The sequence below is a fragment of the Pseudomonas paralactis genome, assembly GCF_001439735.1.
In the GTDB taxonomy this organism is placed as follows: domain Bacteria; phylum Pseudomonadota; class Gammaproteobacteria; order Pseudomonadales; family Pseudomonadaceae; genus Aquipseudomonas; species Aquipseudomonas paralactis.
The window spans coordinates 267,131-286,512 of record NZ_JYLN01000007.1; the positions used below are offsets into that span (position 1 = coordinate 267,131).

Annotated in this window: 16 protein-coding genes; 5 read left to right on the forward strand and 11 right to left on the reverse strand. The window is 59.6% G+C overall.

The window, feature by feature from the left end; all coding sequences use genetic code 11:
- Positions 1-41: 41 nt before the first annotated feature.
- From TX23_RS19065 to TX23_RS19085, 5 genes are all read right to left on the reverse strand, one after another.
- Complete coding sequence (locus TX23_RS19065) at positions 42-1,490, reverse strand: outer membrane protein transport protein (protein WP_057703535.1); 1,449 nt, start codon at positions 1,488-1,490, stop codon at positions 42-44.
- Between the two features lie 132 nt (positions 1,491-1,622).
- Complete coding sequence (praB, locus tag TX23_RS19070) at positions 1,623-2,117, reverse strand: alkane oxidation protein activator PraB (RefSeq protein WP_057703536.1); 495 nt, start codon at positions 2,115-2,117, stop codon at positions 1,623-1,625.
- Positions 2,118-2,251: 134 nt separating this feature from the next.
- The gene (praA, locus tag TX23_RS19075; RefSeq protein ID WP_057703537.1) at positions 2,252-2,746 is read right to left on the reverse strand and encodes an alkane oxidation protein activator PraA; all 495 of its coding nucleotides are present in this window, start codon (positions 2,744-2,746) and stop codon (positions 2,252-2,254) included.
- A gap of 125 nt (positions 2,747-2,871) precedes the next feature.
- Positions 2,872-4,152: an alkane 1-monooxygenase gene (locus TX23_RS19080; RefSeq protein ID WP_057703538.1), complete on the reverse strand. Its 1,281-nt coding sequence runs from the start codon at positions 4,150-4,152 to the stop codon at positions 2,872-2,874.
- A gap of 307 nt (positions 4,153-4,459) precedes the next feature.
- Positions 4,460-5,458: an alpha/beta fold hydrolase gene (locus TX23_RS19085; RefSeq protein WP_057703635.1), complete on the reverse strand. Its 999-nt coding sequence runs from the start codon at positions 5,456-5,458 to the stop codon at positions 4,460-4,462.
- 290 nt (positions 5,459-5,748) lie between these two features.
- On the opposite strand from TX23_RS19085, the gene TX23_RS19090 reads away from it, so the two are divergent.
- Genes TX23_RS19090 through TX23_RS19100 form a run of 3 tightly spaced genes read left to right on the forward strand, consistent with a single transcriptional unit; the run spans position 5,749 to position 9,032 of the window.
- Positions 5,749-7,287: a flavin-containing monooxygenase gene (locus tag TX23_RS19090; RefSeq protein ID WP_057703539.1), complete on the forward strand. Its 1,539-nt coding sequence runs from the start codon at positions 5,749-5,751 to the stop codon at positions 7,285-7,287.
- Complete coding sequence (locus TX23_RS19095; RefSeq protein WP_057703540.1) at positions 7,284-8,174, forward strand: SDR family NAD(P)-dependent oxidoreductase; 891 nt, start codon at positions 7,284-7,286, stop codon at positions 8,172-8,174. The genes TX23_RS19090 and TX23_RS19095 overlap by 4 nt, the downstream gene beginning before the upstream one ends.
- 15 nt (positions 8,175-8,189) lie before the next feature.
- A complete protein-coding gene (locus TX23_RS19100) occupies positions 8,190-9,032 on the forward strand; it encodes a metal-dependent hydrolase (RefSeq protein ID WP_057703541.1) in 843 nt (280 codons plus the stop codon).
- 187 nt (positions 9,033-9,219) lie between these two features.
- Here the strand turns inward: TX23_RS19100 and TX23_RS19105 are convergent, their stop codons facing one another.
- Positions 9,220-11,289: a PTS sugar transporter subunit IIC/EAL domain-containing protein gene (locus TX23_RS19105; RefSeq protein WP_057703542.1), complete on the reverse strand. Its 2,070-nt coding sequence runs from the start codon at positions 11,287-11,289 to the stop codon at positions 9,220-9,222.
- 343 nt (positions 11,290-11,632) lie between these two features.
- Here TX23_RS19105 and TX23_RS19110 point away from each other — a divergent pair, with 343 nt between their 5' ends.
- Positions 11,633-11,887, forward strand: a complete 255-nt coding sequence (locus tag TX23_RS19110; RefSeq protein WP_232910529.1) for a hypothetical protein — start codon at positions 11,633-11,635, stop codon at positions 11,885-11,887.
- Between the two features lie 10 nt (positions 11,888-11,897).
- Positions 11,898-12,227, forward strand: a complete 330-nt coding sequence (locus TX23_RS19115) for a DUF6388 family protein (protein ID WP_057703636.1) — start codon at positions 11,898-11,900, stop codon at positions 12,225-12,227.
- 8 nt (positions 12,228-12,235) lie between these two features.
- Here TX23_RS19115 and TX23_RS19120 read toward each other — a convergent pair whose 3' ends face one another.
- Genes TX23_RS19120 through tssK form a run of 5 tightly spaced genes read right to left on the reverse strand, consistent with a single transcriptional unit; the run spans position 12,236 to position 19,382 of the window.
- Positions 12,236-13,078 carry a serine/threonine-protein kinase gene (locus TX23_RS19120; RefSeq protein ID WP_057703544.1) on the reverse strand — a complete coding sequence of 281 codons (843 nt, stop codon included), beginning with the start codon at positions 13,076-13,078 and terminating at the stop codon, positions 12,236-12,238.
- Positions 13,075-13,806, reverse strand: a complete 732-nt coding sequence (locus TX23_RS19125; RefSeq protein ID WP_082629657.1) for a PP2C family protein-serine/threonine phosphatase — start codon at positions 13,804-13,806, stop codon at positions 13,075-13,077. The genes TX23_RS19120 and TX23_RS19125 overlap by 4 nt, the downstream gene beginning before the upstream one ends.
- Positions 13,803-17,171 carry a type VI secretion system membrane subunit TssM gene (tssM, locus tag TX23_RS19130; protein ID WP_057703546.1) on the reverse strand — a complete coding sequence of 1,123 codons (3,369 nt, stop codon included), beginning with the start codon at positions 17,169-17,171 and terminating at the stop codon, positions 13,803-13,805. Before tssM ends, TX23_RS19125 begins: the two co-directional genes overlap by 4 nt.
- A gap of 16 nt (positions 17,172-17,187) precedes the next feature.
- Positions 17,188-18,048 (reverse strand): type IVB secretion system protein IcmH/DotU, encoded by an 861-nt coding sequence (gene icmH / locus TX23_RS19135; RefSeq protein ID WP_057703547.1) that lies wholly within the window; start codon positions 18,046-18,048, stop codon positions 17,188-17,190.
- 5 nt (positions 18,049-18,053) lie between these two features.
- On the reverse strand, positions 18,054-19,382 hold the full coding sequence (gene tssK / locus TX23_RS19140; RefSeq protein ID WP_057703548.1) for a type VI secretion system baseplate subunit TssK: 1,329 nt from the start codon (positions 19,380-19,382) through the stop codon (positions 18,054-18,056).

The window sequence follows — 19,382 nt, forward strand, 5'->3', positions numbered from 1 at the left end:
GATGAGCTTGCTGCCCTCCTCCGTCCGCTGTGCATGTAGCGCTAGAACGCGTAGGTCGCCGACAAACTCACCACATCCCCGGAAGACTCGGCCTTGCCATCCAGGCTCGCACCCCCCAGGCGATCAACGTTCTTGGTCTTGAGGTTGACCTTCTGCACGAACTGGTGGGAATAGGCCACGTCCAGGCTCAGCCCCTTGACGGCTTTAACGTCGTAACCCGCCCCCAGGGAGAGAAACGTACGGTCGCCGTCCGGGATCCGTGGATCGCGGGTGGAGTTGCGTGTCGGTGTCTGGTCAATGGCAACGCCTGCACGCAAGGTCAGCTCATCGGTCGCACGGTAATCACCGCCGAGGGAGTACATCCAGGTGTTCTTGTAGTTGTAGGGAATGGAGACAATGCGCATGTCGCCGGAGTCGAGCGTCAGGTCCTTGAACGATGACCATTCGGTCCATGTCACGCTCGCCCCCAGGGTCAAGCGATCATTGAACTGATGCACCCAGTCCAGGCCGGCTGTGGCGGGAATATCCAGCTGGACACTGGCATGGGCGCCGTCCGGGGCCAGATTGAGGCCAGGATAGGCTGTGTTGACCAGCGTACCGTTGCCACCGAATGGGCTGGGTTGGGTCATGAGGTTGTAGGAAAACTGATCGGCATACAGGTTGTATTTACCGGTCATCTTGTTTTTGATCTTGGCGTGGTAATTCAAGCCCAAGGTGTCGTGTTCAGTGGGCTTCCACACGACGCCGGCAAACCAGCCAGTCGAGATATTGTCGACTTTGACGCGCATCAACGCGTGCCCCACATCGGAGGGGAAATTGATGCCGCCCAGCTCGGAATCAGACACCGCCGCCGCAGACAACAGGTCGACGTTCTGGCTGACGAAACCCTTGCTGTGCTGCACAATCATGCCGCCACCGATAGAGAACTGGTCGTTGACTTTGAACGACAAGGAGCCCGTCAACCCGACGGTTTCGATTTTGGTATCGACGGCAAAATCGCGCACTTTGGAATCTTCATCCCAGGTGGAGCGCATACCCTGGGGTACAACCTGGCTCAAACCGAAGGCGAACCGGTCGCCAAGCGGCATCACCATGAAGCCAGTCGGCAGCCAGGCGGTGAAGCCACCCTGGCCACCGTCGTTGTTATTGACAGTGGTCGCTGCGCCGTCGGGAAAACCATTCTCGTCCAACGGCGTACTGGAAATCGGGTTGCCGGCATAATCAGAGGCATTACCCTTGTACTTGATCTTGATACGCGCATAGTCGACCGTGAACTGCGCGACGTTATGTTCGACAAACGCCATGGCGGCCGGGTTGTTATAGGCCGAGCTAGGGTCGTTCTTGAATAACGAACCACCGGCAAAGGCCCGACCCCAACCTGGCGCACCGTAGGTAGGGGTAGAAAAACCGCCGGCCTGCACAGGCGCGGTGACTATCGCACCTCCTATCAGTGCCAGCCCCAGCAACACCTGTTGTTTCTTATTATTCATGCCCCACTCCTTATTATTATCTCTCTGAGCCGGCTTTGCCGGTTTGTCTTGCTGCCAGGCCATTGGTGAACTGGCGCCTGGTTCAGGCGCCAGTCCTTGAGCAGGTGATCAACCCCGCACTTCAACCCGCCATCAAGGCACGATGGTGAATGTAGGGCTTGGGGTGACGCTCAAGCTCACGACGGTGCAGTTACCGCTGAGGGTTTGGTTGGTCGCCGTCAATACACCGCCGCTGTAGCCCACCGCAATGGTCGAAGGGCCACAGTTGGAGGCCGGATACAGAACCGAAGCGGCGATGTTGTAGCCGACGTTGGTGACCGACCCAGCGGCCGGGCCGGTTGCGCTCAATACCCATGGCAAGCCGCTGATCTTTGGCAAGGCGCACAGGCCGCCGCCAGTCACAGACACGCCGGTAATTTGCGCTACGCCGCTAGCATTGACGTTCCCGGTAAAGGTCGCGCCGCAGTTAACGGTGGCCTGGAACGAAGATGGCGACTTCACTGAAATGGTGCCTGGTGCGGTGAAGCTCGAGTTCACTGGACTGATGCTATAGGCATTGGCCATGGATGCAGCACCCATGCAAACAGCCAAGGCAGAGAGCGACACGAGAGTTTTCAAGCTTTTCATTGTTTTTCCTCACATGTTATGGCGATTCATTTCGCCAGGGGTAATGGCCATGATCGAGAGGTCACGGTGAAACTGCAGAACTTCCCTTTCCAGCCAAATTTCAATGCATTTACCGCTGCAACAGTTGGAACGGTTTATTCGACCACTTTGAAGTTGGGCGGCATCTTGATCGACACCGTATTGATCTTGCAGTCCTCGCCAATGGCAACATTGGCCGCTTCCAACTTGCCGGTGGCGTTATCCCATGTACCGTCTGCGGTTGAGGGGCCGCACTTGCCGCCCAGGCCGAAGGCATGCACATCGACGCTGATCTTCGACATCGAGCCGCTCTTTGTATCTTTGGCGACCAGCACCCAGGGCAAGTTGATCGCTTCGACGCGACTGCATTTGAGGCCACCGTCGAATTCAACTTTATCGACGTTCACCGACGCGCCATCGGCCGCGACCTTGCCGGCCACCTTGATGGTGCAGTCGGCACTGATCAGCTTGCCTTTGGAAAAGCTGATGGGCCCTTGGGCAGTGAAGGCACTGCCGGCAGGTTCAATACGGGCAGCCTGGGCCTGGTGATAGACAATCAGGCCCATCGCGGCCAGCAGGATGTGGGCGGTGAACTTGGCAGAACTTTGCATGGTGTACGTCCTTCCCTTGAAATTATTTTTGTAGGGTCAAACCACGTTCTTGCACCTGATAGTTCGGGCGATAAGAAACTGCGCGATACACAGATCCCGAATACGCCCGTACTGCTTACTTCATCTCAAAACGGCTTGGCGCTGTTGCTGTACTTCTCCAGATACTTCAAACGCTGTGACGGTTGAAGATTGGTCAGCGTGATATCCCCGGCATAATGATTGAGCACCCGATGGTCCATACGGCGTCGCCACAAGTAAGGCACGTAAGCCCAGACAATCATGCTCGCGTAACCATATGGAAGTTGCGGTGACTCATCGAAGTGGCGCAATGACTGATAACTGCGCGTAGGGTTGGCATGGTGATCGGAATGCCGCTGAAGTTGGAACAGGAAGATATTGGTAACAATGCGGTTACTGTTCCATGAATGGCGCGGCGAGCAGCGTTCGTAACGGCCATTGGGCAACTTCTGACGCTTGAGGCCGTAATGCTCGACATAGTTCACCACTTCCAGCAACGAGAACCCGTAGATGCCCTGGATGATCAGGAATGGAATCACCGCTGCGCCCAACCAGGCAATCATCGCGCCCCACAACACCACGCTGTACATCCAGGCGCTGAGCACGGCGTTCTTCCAGTGCAAGGCCGGCAAACCGAGTTTGCGCAGGCGTTCGCGCTCCAGGTTCCAGGCCGACACGGCACTGAACCACACCGAACGCGGCAGGAATGCCCAGAAACTCTCCCCCAGCCGCGAGCTGGCAGGATCTTCCGGAGTGGCGACCCGTACGTGATGGCCGCGATTATGTTCGGTATAGAAGTGCCCGTAGAACGTCGGCGCCAGGGTGACCTTGGCCAGGAACACCTCAAGAGGCTTGGGTTTGTGCCCCAACTCATGGGCGGTGTTAATCGCGATGCCGGTGGCGGCGCCGGTGGACATTGCCATGCCCAGGTAAGTGAACACGCTGATGGGACCATGCAGTTCAGTGCGTGCGGTGACGAACGCAGCAGCTTTGGCCAGCCAGCTCGACGGTTCAAGCGTCGCCGTAGCGTTCAGCAGGCCGCCACTGATGATCCAGTCGATGCCGCCAGCGGCCAGCCAGCCGGTGATGATCACTGAAGAAATCACAAACAGCACGCCGGTGTAGACGATCCAGCGATAGTAGCGTTGGGATTCGAGGTTGCTGACCGCAGATTCGGGCGGGTTGCTGACGTCTTCGCCGAGCAGGCCGTCGATCAGCGGGATCAGGCCGAAGATCACCAGCACGCCCACCCACCACAATTGCTGCACGCCGGTGCCGATTGCCAGGGCGCCGGAGAGCAAGGGGGTTGCCAGTGGCATGATGCCGAGCCACCACAGGTGGCGTTTGCCGTCGGTCCAGACGTGCGGGGCGGCCAGGGTCTGATTCATGGCAGCCTCCGTACACAGTCGGTGTGTAGTGGAGCAGCAAACAGGGTTACGGAACACTGACTGCCCCGAGAAATCAACCATGCGATAAAAGGCGTTTTTTTCATTATTTTATTCGCTCTTAGGCATTTCAAAAATAATTTCAAATTACACATTGAAATAATTTTTTTAAATAAATAGCGCGGAATCGTTAGGTCGTCAACTAGTTTCTCCAGCCCTTTTCACCGTGACCGAGCAGTCTCTTTTCAGCCGTTTGGTCAGGTGTCCAGAACCGGCATCAACGCCTTTGAACCGCGAATCGGCTGCCCCCCTATCGACTCGCGAAGGCCTTGGGTGGGTGCAGTAATCTGATGTCTGCCCCGGGCCGAACGCGCTTGGAGACCTGCATCACCAGCGCCGCCACGCGCTCTGTTGCGGTGATCGGCAACATATGCCCGCGGCCTTCGACCACTTGCATTTTCAGCCCTGGCACCTTGCTCGCCAGGGCCTGGCCATGTTTCTGAAAGTCGAGCACCTTGTCGTGGGCGCCATAGATCAGCCCGATGGGCAAGGTCAGCTGTGAGTAACGCCTGACCATGTCGGGCAGGTGCTCGTTAACCTGGTTGATCTCGGTGGACGCTGCATAGAAATTGCTTGGCCGCATGCCCAGCAGCCCGCCGCCGCGGGTGGCGAAGTCCGGCGGTGCGGCATCGGGGGCGAAGACGCCTTTGACCACCGCGTTTTTGCTCAGCAGGCCGACAGGCATCGTCAGGGTGTGGGCCATCCAGCGCCGCAGCCAGGCGGGGCGCACCGCCAACGACAGGAACACCAGCGGCAACATGCGTTGCGGATGGGTCAAGGGTGCCACCAGCACTAATCCGGACACTGCATGGGGATGGTCAAGCGCCAGCGCCAAAGCAATCGCGCCACCCAGGGAATGCCCCAGCACCAACGGCTTATCCAGGTCGAGCGTGTTGATAAAAGCCGCGATTTGCCGGGCCTGGGCCGGCAGGTCTGCTGCAGTGCCGCTGCGTCGACTGGAATAGCCAGACCCCGGCCGATCGACGGTGATCACGCGAAAATGCTCACGCAACTGGCCGGACAAGGCATACGTGAGGTTACGACTGCTGCCCATCAGCCCATGGATCATCACCAGCGGCGGGCCTTTGCCCTCTTCGACATAATGAAAGCGCTCACCATCCACCTCGACGAAACGCCCGTCGATCGGAACGCACGCTTCAATGCGCCGCGTCATCCAGGCACTCAAGCCCCATAACACCGCGCTGGCGACCGCCAGCACTCCCGCAGCGACAACCCATTCAACAGACATAGCTCGGTCCTCTGCTTCCCTGCTGCTGGCGACCCGACCGGAATTGATCAGGGCCTCAGCCATCGTCCACACCCTGGACCTGGACTTCATGCATAGAACGCTCGTCCGTCGGACAAATCGCAAATGCGCAACAGGGTCCTAGCGTAGGCGAAATTTTCAGGTAGATTATTTAAAATCTTTTTTAAAATAATTAATTCAATTTTCCTTTGCAATGGTGTTCTATCTAAAAGACAAAACAAAAAAAGGAGCACATCCGATGCCCACCCGCTTTCTATCTATGAGGCACGCCCATGACTGCCCACAGTGATTCAATTGACATTGCCATCATTGGCTCGGGGTTCGCTGGCCTGTGTATGGCGATCAAGCTCAAGGAGGCCGGGCTCACCGACTTCTTCATCGCCGAACAGGCCCAGACCCTCGGCGGTACCTGGCGCGATAACCACTACCCGGGTTGCGCCTGTGACGTGCAGTCCCATGTGTATTCATTTTCCTTTGCGCCCAACCCGGACTGGTCGCGACAGTTCGCGACACAACCTGAGATCCGCGCCTATCTGGAACACTGCGCCACACGTTTTGAGCTGGCGCCCTACCTGCGTTTCGGCATGGCCCTGCAACGTGCGGTATTTGATGAGCAACAGCAGCGCTGGCACCTGAGCTTCAGCAATGGCCGCAAAGTCAGCGCACGGGTGCTGGTATCGGGCATGGGCGGGTTGTCACGCCCGGCGCTGCCGGATATTCCGGGGCTGGACAGCTTCAAGGGCAAGCGCTTTCACTCCCAGCAGTGGGACCATGACTACTCGTTGAAAGGCAAGCGCGTGGCCGTGATCGGCACCGGCGCCAGTGCCATTCAGTTCGTGCCGCAGATCGCGCCACAGGTGGCGCACCTGGACCTGTTCCAGCGTACGCCGCCCTGGATTATGCCCAAACCGGACCGGCCGATTTCAACGCTTGAACGCTGGCTGTTCAAACACGTGCCGTTCACCCAAAAGCTGGTGCGCGGCGCGTTTTATTGGGCACTGGAAGGCCGGGTGGTGGGTTTTGCCTTGCACCCACGCCTGATGAAGATGGTGCAGAAAATCGCCCTGCGTCACCTGCACAAACAAGTGGCCCGCCCTTCCCTGCGCAAAACGCTGACGCCGGACTACACCATCGGCTGCAAGCGCGTGCTGATTTCCAATGACTACTATCCAGCGCTGTCGCGCAGCAATGTAGAGGTGGTCACCGACCGGGTACTGCGCATCGAAGCTGACGGTGTGATCACCGCCGACGGCATCAAGCATCCCGCGGACTGCCTGATCTTCGGCACCGGCTTCCAGGCCAGCGACCCCTTGCCGCGCGACTGCATTATCGGCCGCGCCGGCATCGACCTGATGGACGCCTGGGGCGATGGCGCCCATGCCTACAAAGGCACCACCGTCCCGGGTTATCCCAACCTGTTTCTGATCGTCGGACCCAACACCGGCCTGGGGCATAACTCGATGATCCTGATGATCGAAGCTCAGGTCACCTACATCCTCGATGCCCTGAAACGCATGCAGCGCCAGCGCATTGCCACGGTCGAGGTCAAACCTGCCGTGGAGCACGCCTACAACCTCCAGTTGCAGGACAAACTCAAACGCACCATCTGGAACACGGGTGGCTGCCAGAGCTGGTACCTGGACCCACGCACCGGCAAGAACACCACGCTGTGGCCCGGTTCGACCTGGCGTTTCAAACAGATCACTCGGCACTTTGCGCTCAAGGACTACGTCGCCAGCCCGCTGCCGACGCCCGGCCTGCCACGTCCCGTACCAGCGCCCCACTGCGCCACAGAAGGTAGCCTGTCATGAAGTCATTCAACGGCCGCGTTGCGGCGATCACCGGTGCTGCCTCCGGCATGGGCCGCGCATTGGCGTTGGCCTTGGCACGCGACGGCTGCCACTTGGCCTTGGCCGACAAGAACAGCCAGGGATTGGAACAGACCCTGGAACTGATCCGTACATCGACCTTATCGCCCGTCACCGTCACCACGCAGGTGCTGGACGTCTCTGACCGCCAGGCCATGCAGCAGTGGGCTGCACGCTGTGCGGCAGAACATGGGCAGATCAACCTGGTGTTCAACAACGCCGGGGTGGCGCTGTCGAGTACCGTCGAAGGCGTGGACTACGCCGACCTGGAATGGATTGTCGGCATCAACTTCTGGGGCGTCGTGCATGGCACCAAGGCGTTCCTGCCGTATCTGAAGGCCAGCGGCGAAGGGCATATAGTCAATACGTCGAGCGTGTTCGGCCTGTTCGCCCAACCCGGCATGAGCGGTTACAACGCCACCAAGTTTGCCGTGCGCGGCTTCACCGAGGCGCTGCGCCAGGAACTCGACCTGCAACGCTGCGGCGTATCGGCCACCTGTGTGCACCCCGGTGGCATTCGTACCGATATCTGTCGCAGCAGCCGTATCGACGCGAACATGACCGGCTTCCTCATCCACAGCGAACAGCAGGCCCGCGCCGATTTCGAAAAGCTGTTTATTACCGACGCCGACCAGGCCGCCAAAGTGATCCTGCAAGGTGTACGCAAAAACAAGCGCCGCGTGCTGATCGGCCGCGACGCCTATTTTCTTGACCTGCTCGCCCGCTGCCTGCCTTCGGCCTATCAGGCGCTGGTGGTGTTTGCCAGCAAACGCATGGCGCCCAAGCCGCGCACACAGGTCTTTGAAACCAATGACCAGTCCCGTCTCTGAACAGGAGGACGCACTATGTTGCCGATCCGTCGCGATATCCGTTTTGCCTTGCCTGCCGAGCGCATCAAGAACTGGCATGAACAAGGGCCGGTTATCAGCCATTTCTTCAATGCCCTGTCGCTGCTGTTTCCCCAGGGCGAGCTGTTTTTCATGGACAGCGTGCGCCACTACCGCGGGCAGATCGATGATCCTGAACTGAAAAAGGAAATCCAGGGCTTCATAGGCCAGGAAGCCATGCACAGTCGCGAACATGTGGCCTATAACGACCTGCTGCAAGCGGCAGGCTTGCCGGCGCACACCCTCGACCGACGCCTGAAGTTCTTCCTCGACTTGCAGAAGAAACACCTGCCGCCGTCGTTCAACCTGGCGGTGACCATCGCCCTTGAACACTACACCGCGATGCTGGCGGAAATCCTGCTGAGCGATCCCTCGCGCTTTGGTGATTCACTCAAGGGTTATCAGCAGATGTGGTACTGGCACGCCCTGGAAGAAACCGAACATAAAGCCGTCGCCTTTGATGTCTGGAACCAGGTGATCAAACCCGGCCCCGCACGCTACCTGCTACGCACGGGCACCATGCTGACCACCACCGTCATGTTCTGGCTGGTGGTGCTGGACTTCCACGTGCGCCTGCTGATTGCCGACCGCACCTCGGGCGGCACGTTGAAGGGGCTGTGGCGCATGCTCAAGTATTTGTACGGGCCCAAGGGCGTGTTCCCGCGGATGTTCAGACCGTGGCTGCATTATTTCAAACCGGGGTTTCATCCCTGGGAACATGACAACCGCGCACGCCTGGCGGGCATCGATGGCTTGATTGAAGAGATTGAGCGCACGCGGCGCGGCTATGAGTCGGCCTAGGAGCCCGAATGCCCGTCAGTCAAGGCTTTAGTAGGAGCGAGCTTGCTCGCGAAAAAACCATAGGCGCCGCGCTTATTCAGGAAATACGCATTATCGTTGAGGTTTTTCGCGAACAAGCTCGCTCCTACATTTTGATCTCAGCGCGCCAGGTAAACACGCACCGGATACGGACAGGCACACCGTCGGATCAAACCAACGCCGCCCGCTCACGCACAAAGCGCGGCAACTGATCCCCCGGCAATGCCTTACTGAAATACCACCCCTGGATAATCAACTCAGGCCCCGTACTCAAAAACGCCAACTGCTCGGCAGTCTCCACCCCCTCCACCACCACGCCCAGGTTCAAGGCCTCACAAAAGCGCAACATGCCAGTCAGCACCTGGGCGCCCTTGGGGTCGCGCTGGGCCACCACAAAACTGCGGTCGATCTTGATGAAGTCCACGGGAAACTGATGCAGGTAACTCAACCCCGAAAACCCGGTGCCAAAATCATCGAGATACACTTTTACCCCGATGGCCTGCAGTTTATGAATGGTTTGGCGGGTGGCGGGGATATCGCTGACCAACGCATCTTCAGTGATTTCCACCGACACTCGGCCATCGGCCTGGGCAAGAATTTCCACCAGCCGATCCCCATAGGCGGCGTCCTTCAAGGTGGTACTGGAAATATTGATGGTCATGGGCAGTTCAAAACCGGTCTTGCGCCACTTCTGATACTGACGCACGGCCTGGGACGCCACCCACACATCCACATCCGGCATCAGCCTGGCTTGCGCCAGCCATTGCAGGAACTCCCAGGGTGAATGCACCGTGCCCTGGCTGTCCCGGGCGCGCATCAGCGCCTCGCAGCCGGTGCACAAGCCGGTGCGGGTGGAGACCTGGGGTTGGAATTCAAGGTAGAACTCGTAATCGCTGATCTGCTGGATCCGGCTCAATTCAACCGCCTGTCGCGCCAGGGTCCGATGGGAGGCCATTACCGGATCGAACTCCAGCAGACGGCCTTTTTCTTCGAGGCCGCGAAAGGTCATGTCCAGAGACTTGAGGTAAACCGTGCCACCGTCGATGGACTGACGGTGAATGGCCCGCACGTAAGGCGCATACACCAGCGTGCCCACGCCCAACAGCAGCACTTGCAGGGCCACAGCCGCCAGGTCGCCATGGGTGCTGAGGTAGGCATTAAGCAGCACCGGCGCGGTAAACGGCACGCTGGCCACCGCTGGCGAGACCCAGCCCAATTGCACCGCCGTCAAGGCCACCATCGCGTTGAACGCCGGCACCAGTAGAAACGGTATAAACAAACGCGGGTTGAGGATGATCGGCAAGCCAAACAACAGCACCTCGCTGACGTTGAATAACGACAACGGCAAGCTGGCGATCGCCAGCAATCGCATGGAGTGGCTGCGGGAAAACACCAGGATCGCCAGCAGCAGGCACAAGGTCGCGCCCGATCCGCCGATAAACGCAAAACTGCCGAGCAGGCCGTTATTGAGCAAATACTGGACCGGCTGCCCCGCCGCCACCGCCGCACCGTTAAGCACCACGGCCTGGTCCAGTACGTTAAACAGCGGCTGCATGGCATAGACGCCGTGAATGCCGAAGAACCACAGCAGCGAGTTCATCAGCGTCACGAACAATCCAGTGCTGTAGGGCGATTGCAACGCATCGAGCACCTGGGGGCCCTGCAATTGCGCCACGTAAGGGATCAGCAGCAGCAACGACAGGACCACCACCAGTAACAACGCGGTGATCGCCCCTGGGATCACCATATTGATGGTGCCCTTGAGGTTATGCCCCACCAGGTCTTCATTGACCAGGCGCGTCCAGCGAAAGCGGTGCAGCCAGGCAATGGCAGGCACATTGATCAACGGCGAAGCGATGGCGATAAACAGCAGGAAGGTGGCCGAAGCGCGGGGATAGTCGCGCAACACGAAGGTGGCAACCACCACATGGGCCAGGCACAGGAAGGCGACCGGCAGCTGTGGCAGACGATGTTGGATCGCCAACATGTAACCGATGGAGGCCGCCACCAGCAACGGAATCACCGAGCTTATCTGGTTGTGCAAGCCTGCCAGGAACCCTACTACCTGGGGGTCAAACCCCAGCGCCTGGGCGCATTCGGACAGGATCAGAAAACCGGCGGATACCAACAGACATGGCAGTATCCATAACAATCCCTCACGAATCGCACGCAACGACTCGGTGCTGGCCAGGACCGCCAGGCGCCGGGTAAGGAACAGTTTGAACAGCGTTTGCGCCATGAGCCATCCTCTGCCCGTCACCTATTGCCCCTGGAAGTCAGGGCCGGAAACACACGCTAACGCTACACGTCCTGAGAGCAGGTGCGAAAGACTTTTGCCAGCCCGTGCCGCGCTTTTTGCGACCAGATGCCAGATAGCCACACTAATTCCCTACCGAATTATCGAACTTTCTGACTTGAAGCAACCCCTAAGCCTATCTGAGTCGGTATCATCCGCGCCCGTCTGCATGTTAAAGGATGTTACAACCTGCCAATCAGCAGGTGCGCATTCGGGGAATCAAGCCTGGAACGACAACAGGTACAAAGGAGAGAGCTTCACTATGCAAGACAAGCGGTCGAGCAACATGCGTCCCCTATTTGTCACCATCCTGCTGTGGTTGTGCAGTGTGGTGCTGCTGTTTGTGATCAAGAATGTCATTGAGCTGTTCACCGGGCCTGTCGCTGAAACCTGGGTCGACCTGGCATTGGTGCTGGTCGCTTACCTGATGTTCTTCTTGCTGGCGCCCTTGCAGAACTGGATGCGGCGCAGAGCCCGCAAACGTGCGCGCCTTCACTTGCATGCGCACTCTGCCGATGCCGAGTCCCGTCCCTCGCACTAAGGGTATGTCCTTGTCAGCACCCAGCGATACTTACCAACTTGCTTTGGACAGGTTTTTGCGCGATCAGCCGCACATCGCCGCCGAGCTGGACAGTCTCAACCCATTGGCCGCCCAGGCCAGAGGGGAAACCCTGGCGCAATATCGCGCCGAGCGCTTGCACGAAGCGTTCGAAGCCCACGCGGAGCAGCAACAGCTGTTCGCCTGGGAACTGACCCTCAAACTGACGGCCGACTCCACCGAAGCCTTTGAGGCCCAGCGCCGCGAAGTGCATAAAGAAGTCGCTCAAATGGCCGGCATGGACTGGGCGCAGTACTGCCAGCTGCATGGCCTGGCGGTCTGACCTTTACGCTACAGGCACCAGCGTGGCCGGCTGCTGGCCATCACTTCGCGCAATTCGGCGATTGTTATGGTTCGACGCTGCGGATCTATCGCTAACGCCGAACGCAATGCCGGCCAGCAGTGCCTGGGTAGTTGCGCGGGCCGGGCCAGCCGGTCAGTGGAGGTGCGTGGGCCGATGCGCCGGCCGCTGGCCAGCTCGTACACAATGCAGGCCAGCCCATATACGTCCGCAGCGCCACTCAGCGCACCGCCTTCCAGCAATTCCGGGGCCGCATAGGCGGGTGTCCAGGCATTGAAGCGAGTGCGGCTGACACTCGGCAAGCCCATCGCCTCCTGAGCCTGAGTATGCCCCAGGCCAAAATCGAATAAACGTATGCCCTCCTCTCCCACCATGACGTTGGCGGGTTTCACATCGCCGTGCAGGACGTCCTTTTGGTGGATGTAGGCCAAAGCCTCCAGCAACTGCAGGGCGATGGGTTGCAGTTCTTGCCAGGGCAAACCATAGGGGCACTCCAGCAGCAGCCGATCGAGGGTCACCCCTGGCAGCAGCTCCATGGTGAAGAATGCAATCTTGCTGTGGGTGTCGACCTCAAATGAAAACATCCGTACCACACGCTCGTGCCGCAGGCTGCGGGCCAACGCAAACTCGCCGTACAACAGCACATGCGCGTCGGGGCACTGGGAAATCGACTCGCCCAGCACCTTAAGTGCCACCCTGGAGCAGGGCTCGCCCAATTGTTCATGCAACAGATCGCGCGCACGGTACACCACCCCCATGCCGCCACTGCCCAGAACGTGCTCAAGGTGATAACGCCCGGCCAGCAGACGTGATGGTGCGACCGCCAGGTTCACGGCTGCACCACCACCGCGGTCAGGTCATCTCGCACCGGCCTGCGCAACGCTGCGGCGAATAATTGCTCCACCGCCTGCAGGGGCGTTCGCCTGCTCAGTGCTCGCCCCAGCTCGACATGGCTGAGGGTCTGATACAAGCCATCGCTGCACAACAGAAATACATCCCCTGGGCGGGTACTGAGCTCCAATACCTCAAGCTCCAAACGCGAGCGCGCGCCAACGGCCCGGGTCAAGGCCCTGGCGTCGGGATGCGCCTGGGCTTGCGCCACGCTGAGATGACGCTCGTCCATCAGGCGCCGCAGCAGCGAATGATCTCTGGACAACTGGTAGAGGTTCTGGCCGCGCCATAGATAGCAGCGACTGTCTCCGGCCCAGACACACGCTGCCCGACCGCTCTCCAGCAGCAAGGCAACCACGGTACTGCCCATCGTCGCGCCATCATTTGCGCCGGGCGCTGTCCAGGCTTGCCTCAATCGCTGGTTAACACCTTGCAAACTTTCCCGAACGGCATTGATGCGCTGATCGAGGTTGCCATGAGCCGTCACTGAAGCCAGGTCGCTGACCACCCAACGACTGGCGACATCTCCATACCGATAGCCGCCCATTCCGTCCGCCACAGCCCAGCAACCGCCATGCGGGTTGTCCAGAAACGCATCTTCATTACGCAGTCGCGCCTGCCCTCGCTGGGTGCGCCCGGCACTGCGCCAATGGGCGCCGGCCTGGCTCACAGTTGCTCCGGTAATCGGAAGGTGCGCCATGTGTCGATATCAAACGGGCCGGGCGTGCGCTGGCTGGTCAGCAGGTAATTGGCACGCAGACCGGCGAGGTCTGCCTTGATAATCTGCCTGTTTGCAGCGTTTGCGGGTTCTTTCTGCAGCAGATCGAAGAACCGGAACAGCGACCAGGCCCCGGCGTTTTTCTCAATGCCCAACGGCCGCTGCTCCGTGCCCCTGTCCAGCACAAGACTGCTGCGCCCATTCTCTGCCTCGGTGGGCCAATGAAACGCCACGGGCGTGATCGGACCGTGCCGATATTCCAACTGCTGGTCGCCAAACCGCAGTACGGCTCGGCTGACCGATTGGTCCAGGCTGTAGGGCGCCAAAGTAAATCGCACAGACAACTCCCCCGAATCCTCGCTGAAAAAGCCGCGACGGATTACCTGGGTTTTCGCCAATTGGTCCAGCAGCGAACGCGAAACCGGCAAGCTCTGGCCATCGAGCCCACGCAACCTGTAGCGGCTGCCATCGACGCTGATGAAAGGCCGAAGATAGCCCTCATAAAAACGCGCCATCACCCCCTGCGGTTTGAAGAACTCCTGAAAATCGTGAAGCGCAACATCACTGCTTGCATGGGCATTGAATGGATAACGTCGACGCAGGGCCTTGGCATAAAGGCTATGCACGTCGCTCTGATACCGTTGGTTGACATGCACATAGGCCTGCTCCAGCAAATGCCGCCAACTGTCGTCGGCCACGCCCTCGAACCAACCGGCAAGCGGTAGCGGCAGACGCGCAGCAGCATCACGCACGTTGCCCAGTACATCCTGCTGCCCCTCCATACGCTGCCTGGCACGCAGGAAGGCCGCCTGCTCTGGCGCGCTGTCCCGGTTCAATGCCGTGAGTTGCAGGTGCAGCTCACCGAGCAAACGCAACGCCTGGGTCAACTCTGCGCCGGGGTTGTGCTGCTCATCGAGCAATTGATGCAAGGGTTCAAAACGCTGCTGCAATGCCTGTCGCGGCGCATCGGCAAAAACCGACTGCCCCTCCGCCAGCATCACTTTGGCCACCCCGGCCAGCTCTCCCGACTGCCCGGACACCTTATCCAGCAGCTCATGGCCTGGCAGCAAACGAGTGTTTTCACGCAGTTGCTGCAAGAGCCGAATCAAGGGGGACTGTGCCGAGGTCAGGTTCATGAGCTGGTCGGCATCCTGGCGCAGACTGTCGGTCTGTTGCAGCCTGACACGGCCGAGCACGTCGCTCCAGGCATCGGCATACTCACTGAAATAGCGTTGCTGCAGCTCTGTCATCAAACGCCGCAAATCCTGCGGCCCCAGGTCAGTGCCCTGCCCCAGCACCCAATTATCCTGAGCAATGGCATTGACCAGCCTCGGGCCCTGCGCCTCAAAGTACTGCACATACCTTTTTGTATAGAAACCGGGCACGGGCGGATCGATCGTGGCAAATACCTTCCCCTCGGCCAGACGCAGCGGTTCCAGGTTGCGCGCTTGTTCGCGCAGTACCCGATACACGCCGTCGGCCAACGATTCCCCCCTCAGCACTTCGCGGGCTCGGGCCACTCGCTCGTCGTTAAGCGTTGTGCCAAACGGCAGTTGCATCAGCCGCGCCAAGTGTTCACCCAGACGCTTCTGCGTGGGCATATCCCCGGCAAAACGCACCGACCAAAGGCCTGTCACATGTTGTGCCAGCCAGGCGGCGTCACGACGCTCGCGCAGATTGAGCATCAAATACGCACGCAGGTTATCCAATAACCGCTCGCGGTCTCCCAGGCTGGCGTCTACCTGTTCCTCAAGCTGCGCGGTTATCCAGACCAGCAGTTGCTGTTGCAGCGCCTGCTCATAAGCCTGGTCTACCCAGGGACGACTCAGTTCGCCCTGATACAGGCCAAGGCGCTCGACCAGGCGCACATCCTGCGCCGTCGGAAACACCCGGCTGGCCGCCAGGCGCGCGTCCAACAGCGCCAACAACGCCGGGCTTTCATCGCTAGCAGCCACTACCGACGGCGTCGCGTGGGCGACCAATGCCGCCAGTTGGACCAGGCGTTGATGGTTGACGTTATAGCTGTGCATCCACAGGCCGCCGACGCCGCCAAGAACCAACGCGACTGTCATCGCTTGCAGCCCCTGGCGCTGACGGATGCGCCGCTGCTCCTGGGCTTGCAGGCTCGCAAGGCCGGCTTCGGCAAAGATCACCTGACTGAACAGGCCCCTTACAAAACGTACATGCCTGTCATCGGCACAGGTCAGGAAGAACCCGCGCAAACCATTGATGGGTTGGTAACGATGAGCAGAAAAGGCCATTTCAGCGAACAGGCTTACACGCTCACCGACGCGTGCCGCCTGCTGGGGAAATTCCAGAATCTGACCACGACGTTCAACGTTGCCCTCGTGGTGTAAGCGCGTAATCAGCTCACCGTTCAAACGCTGCAATAATCCCTCGACGGCCTCATGAACCTGGGTAATTTCAGGTATACCGCTGCCGACGGTCAGCGGCTGGCCCAGCAAGCCGTCGGCACTTTCCCCATGAGGTGAATCAAAGAACTCAGTGAATCCGGGCAATCGATCGGCCTGGGTCAACACCAGATAAATCGGCACATCCACATGTAACGTTTGTTGAATCTCCTGCAAGCGCGAGTGCACACGACGGGCATGATGATCCAGGTCGTACTCGCTGGTGTTGAGCAACGTGTCTACCGACAGCGCCACCACCACGCCGTTGAGCGGGCGCACCCGGCGCCGCCACCTGAGGAGATTGAGCAGGGTGGCCCAACCTGCGGCATCCACTGCACTGTCAGGCTGGGTCAGATAGCGCCCCGGAGTGTCGATGAGTACGCCTTCGTCGGCGAAATACCACTGGCAATGAGCGCTGTTGTTCGTCGCTCGCCTGTCCGCGTGATCAGGCGTTAACTGCAAGCCGGCTGCCGCCAACAGCTGGGTCTTGCCACTGCCCGACTCACCCATCAACAGGTACCAGGGCAACTCATGGCGCCACTGCGCACTGCGCTCTCCATAACGGCTGGATGTTTTCAGTAGATGAACCGCATCCTTGAACCGTGCGCGCACGCAGCGTTGCTCGTTCTCCACCGCTTTCGACGGCTGCTGGCGTGTCTGGCGCTCAGACTGTGGGCGCCTGGCGGCACGGCCACCGCTGGCCTGGGCCATCACCAGCCCCCAGAGCAGAAATACGACGCAAATGGTAACCAGACGAGCCGTCGCGCTCTGCCAGATGCGCTGATCATCCACCGCCAGCAGCGGCCCCCAGAACCACACCGCTGCCGCACACAAAAGCGCCAGCAACAGGCTCCAAACCCAAAACCGGCCCAGCACGGCGCCCACACCCTTGAAGAATGCGCTCATTCTTTGCTCCCTGCGTTTACAAGGACGTGCGGATCAAATCCGACGCCGAAAATTGAAGCGGTTGCAACGCCTTCGCGCGCTCCTTGCTCAGCACCCAGGCAAATCCTGTGTACATTGCCAGCAAGCAAACCAGGGTGAAGACGACCAACCCGGTAACGGGAACGACGCACAACCGCGGGCGCCGACTGGCCCCGTGCAATGCAGGCACTGGTGGCACCGACGACGGCTGCCCGCGCACATGCCGGATCTGGCGATACAAGGCATCGCGAACGGCCTCAAGTTGCGACATGCCCCGCTCCATCACTCGGTATTTGCCCTCGAACCCCAGGGATAGGCACAGGTAAAGCAGCTCCAGCATCGCCAGATGCTTCACCGGGTCACGTGACAGACGCTCCAGCAGTTGGAAAACCTTTTCGCCCCCAAAGGTTTCGTTGTGAAAGCGACTCAACAGGCTCACCTTCGACCATTCGCTCTGTGCCCCCCACGCCGTAGTAACGACCGCCTCATCGATCACACTGCACAACACATAGCGCGCCGACATGACCTGGCTGCTTTCAACACCGCTCTGCAAGGCGCGGGTTTCAAATTGAGTCACCGCCAATGACAATCGGTCGTTGAGCGTGCCCAGGTCTTCGCGACCAGAGCAGACCCTGAGCGCCACGATTTCGGCCAATACCGCCCACGCCGCAGCCACCACAGGGTTGAGCCCGGCCTTGAAACTCGACGCATCGAGCATACGGCCGGCATAGATCATGCGGTCCTCCAACTGCTCATAGCGTGGCGGCGACGGGAAGTCGGTCAAGGGCCCCTGTGCAGGCCCATGACTCTCACGGTCGAGCAGGACGGTTCTTTCATCCTGTATGTACTCACTGTCCATGGCATTCAATTCCTGATGGCCCAAAAGTTGAGTTCAAGCCCGGTGAATTCACCGCCTACGTGGAACGCGAAACCACCCGACTGCTGCAATTGCGCGATCTCACGGGCACTCATGTCGAGGATGAAATAGGTCTTGCCGGCATGAAACGGAATCTGGCGCGGCGCCACCGGCAGGGGCTTGACCTTGATACCGGCCAAGTGCAGGTTGACCAACTCACGTATGCGCTCTACCGGCCCGACTTTCAGGTGTGCCGGCAGGCGCTGGCGCAGTTCCTCTGTTTCACACTGCGCGGTAGCTGCCAGGATGAACGTAGCCGTGCCGAGTAGTTTCAATTCGCTGACCGGGCATACCAGGACGCCATACTGGCGTGGCTGCAATGTCAATTCGATCGCATGTTGCTCAAGCACCACCGACAAGACGACGCGTACGCGCTCCATCAACCCGCGAAAACTGGCACCCTGGTCGCTGTGCTGATAATGCACGTCCAGCTGCGCGCGTTTACTGTCACAGGCAAACGTTGATAACTCACCGAGCATCGATACCAACAGGCGGAACAAGGCTTCGGGCCGGACCTGGGCCTGGCTCAGGCAATGCCGCAGCGCAAGTTCGGTACGATTGATCACTTGCAGCATCAGGAAATCACCGAGTTGCGTGCTTGCAGCCGTGCTCTCGCCACGAATGCGCGCCGCGATGGCATCGCCACGGCTGGCAAGCAAACCCACCACCTCGTTAAGGCACGACGCTACGTACCCATGCTCCGGCACAAAAATGAAGGTCGGGATGAACGCGGCATCCAGGCTCACGCCCCCTTCAGCGGTGACGTCCAGCACTTGGGCAACCTTGAGCTTGACGAAGCCCTGATCACTTGGTTGCTCGCCCAGCACAAGGCGTAAGTCGGGACGTGCGCAGCTGATTCGGCAACGCGCATCCACACCCAGGTTGGAGTCCCCCACTTCCACTTCGCATCGCAGGTAACGCGCCAGAACATCGCTCTGTTCAGGCTGGCGCACTTCAAGATGATTGCCGCTGGCCAGGGGCAGTGCCAGGTAAATTGCCTGCCTGCCCGCATCAGTGGGTACCTGCAATACCAGCGGTTCCATAGCGCCACTCAAATCGAACCAGCTGCCGTCCGGCAAGACGCCACTGGCCTGGGTGACCACCAGCTTGCCCAGCTTGAGGTATTGCTCATTCAATTGCAGCGTGAGGAAGCCCCAGGCATCACTGCCCAACAGGCGCGTCTGGTTGAGTTGCTGTTGGTAATAGCGGTCGTTGTGCTGCAAGTGTTGTGGGCGCAGCAACATGCCTTCCTGCCAGATCACTTTATGAACAGGCAT

What these genes read in the sequence shown, in the direction of transcription:
- TX23_RS19110 (WP_232910529.1), top strand. Translation starts at nt 11,633, where the DNA reads ATGCGTCCCCTATTTGTCACCATCCTGCTGTGGTTGTGCAGTGTGGTG.
- tssM (WP_057703546.1), bottom strand. Translation starts at nt 17,171, where the DNA reads ATGAGCGCATTCTTCAAGGGTGTGGGCGCCGTGCTGGGCCGGTTTTGG.
- TX23_RS19100 (WP_057703541.1), top strand. Translation starts at nt 8,190, where the DNA reads ATGTTGCCGATCCGTCGCGATATCCGTTTTGCCTTGCCTGCCGAGCGC.
- icmH (WP_057703547.1), bottom strand. Translation starts at nt 18,048, where the DNA reads ATGGACAGTGAGTACATACAGGATGAAAGAACCGTCCTGCTCGACCGT.
- praA (WP_057703537.1), bottom strand. Translation starts at nt 2,746, where the DNA reads ATGCAAAGTTCTGCCAAGTTCACCGCCCACATCCTGCTGGCCGCGATG.
- praB (WP_057703536.1), bottom strand. Translation starts at nt 2,117, where the DNA reads ATGAAAAGCTTGAAAACTCTCGTGTCGCTCTCTGCCTTGGCTGTTTGC.
- tssK (WP_057703548.1), bottom strand. Translation starts at nt 19,382, where the DNA reads ATGCCTGTTCATAAAGTGATCTGGCAGGAAGGCATGTTGCTGCGCCCA.
- TX23_RS19065 (WP_057703535.1), bottom strand. Translation starts at nt 1,490, where the DNA reads ATGAATAATAAGAAACAACAGGTGTTGCTGGGGCTGGCACTGATAGGA.
- TX23_RS19080 (WP_057703538.1), bottom strand. Translation starts at nt 4,152, where the DNA reads ATGAATCAGACCCTGGCCGCCCCGCACGTCTGGACCGACGGCAAACGC.
- TX23_RS19105 (WP_057703542.1), bottom strand. Translation starts at nt 11,289, where the DNA reads ATGGCGCAAACGCTGTTCAAACTGTTCCTTACCCGGCGCCTGGCGGTC.
- TX23_RS19085 (WP_057703635.1), bottom strand. Translation starts at nt 5,458, where the DNA reads ATGTCTGTTGAATGGGTTGTCGCTGCGGGAGTGCTGGCGGTCGCCAGC.
- TX23_RS19095 (WP_057703540.1), top strand. Translation starts at nt 7,284, where the DNA reads ATGAAGTCATTCAACGGCCGCGTTGCGGCGATCACCGGTGCTGCCTCC.
- TX23_RS19090 (WP_057703539.1), top strand. Translation starts at nt 5,749, where the DNA reads ATGACTGCCCACAGTGATTCAATTGACATTGCCATCATTGGCTCGGGG.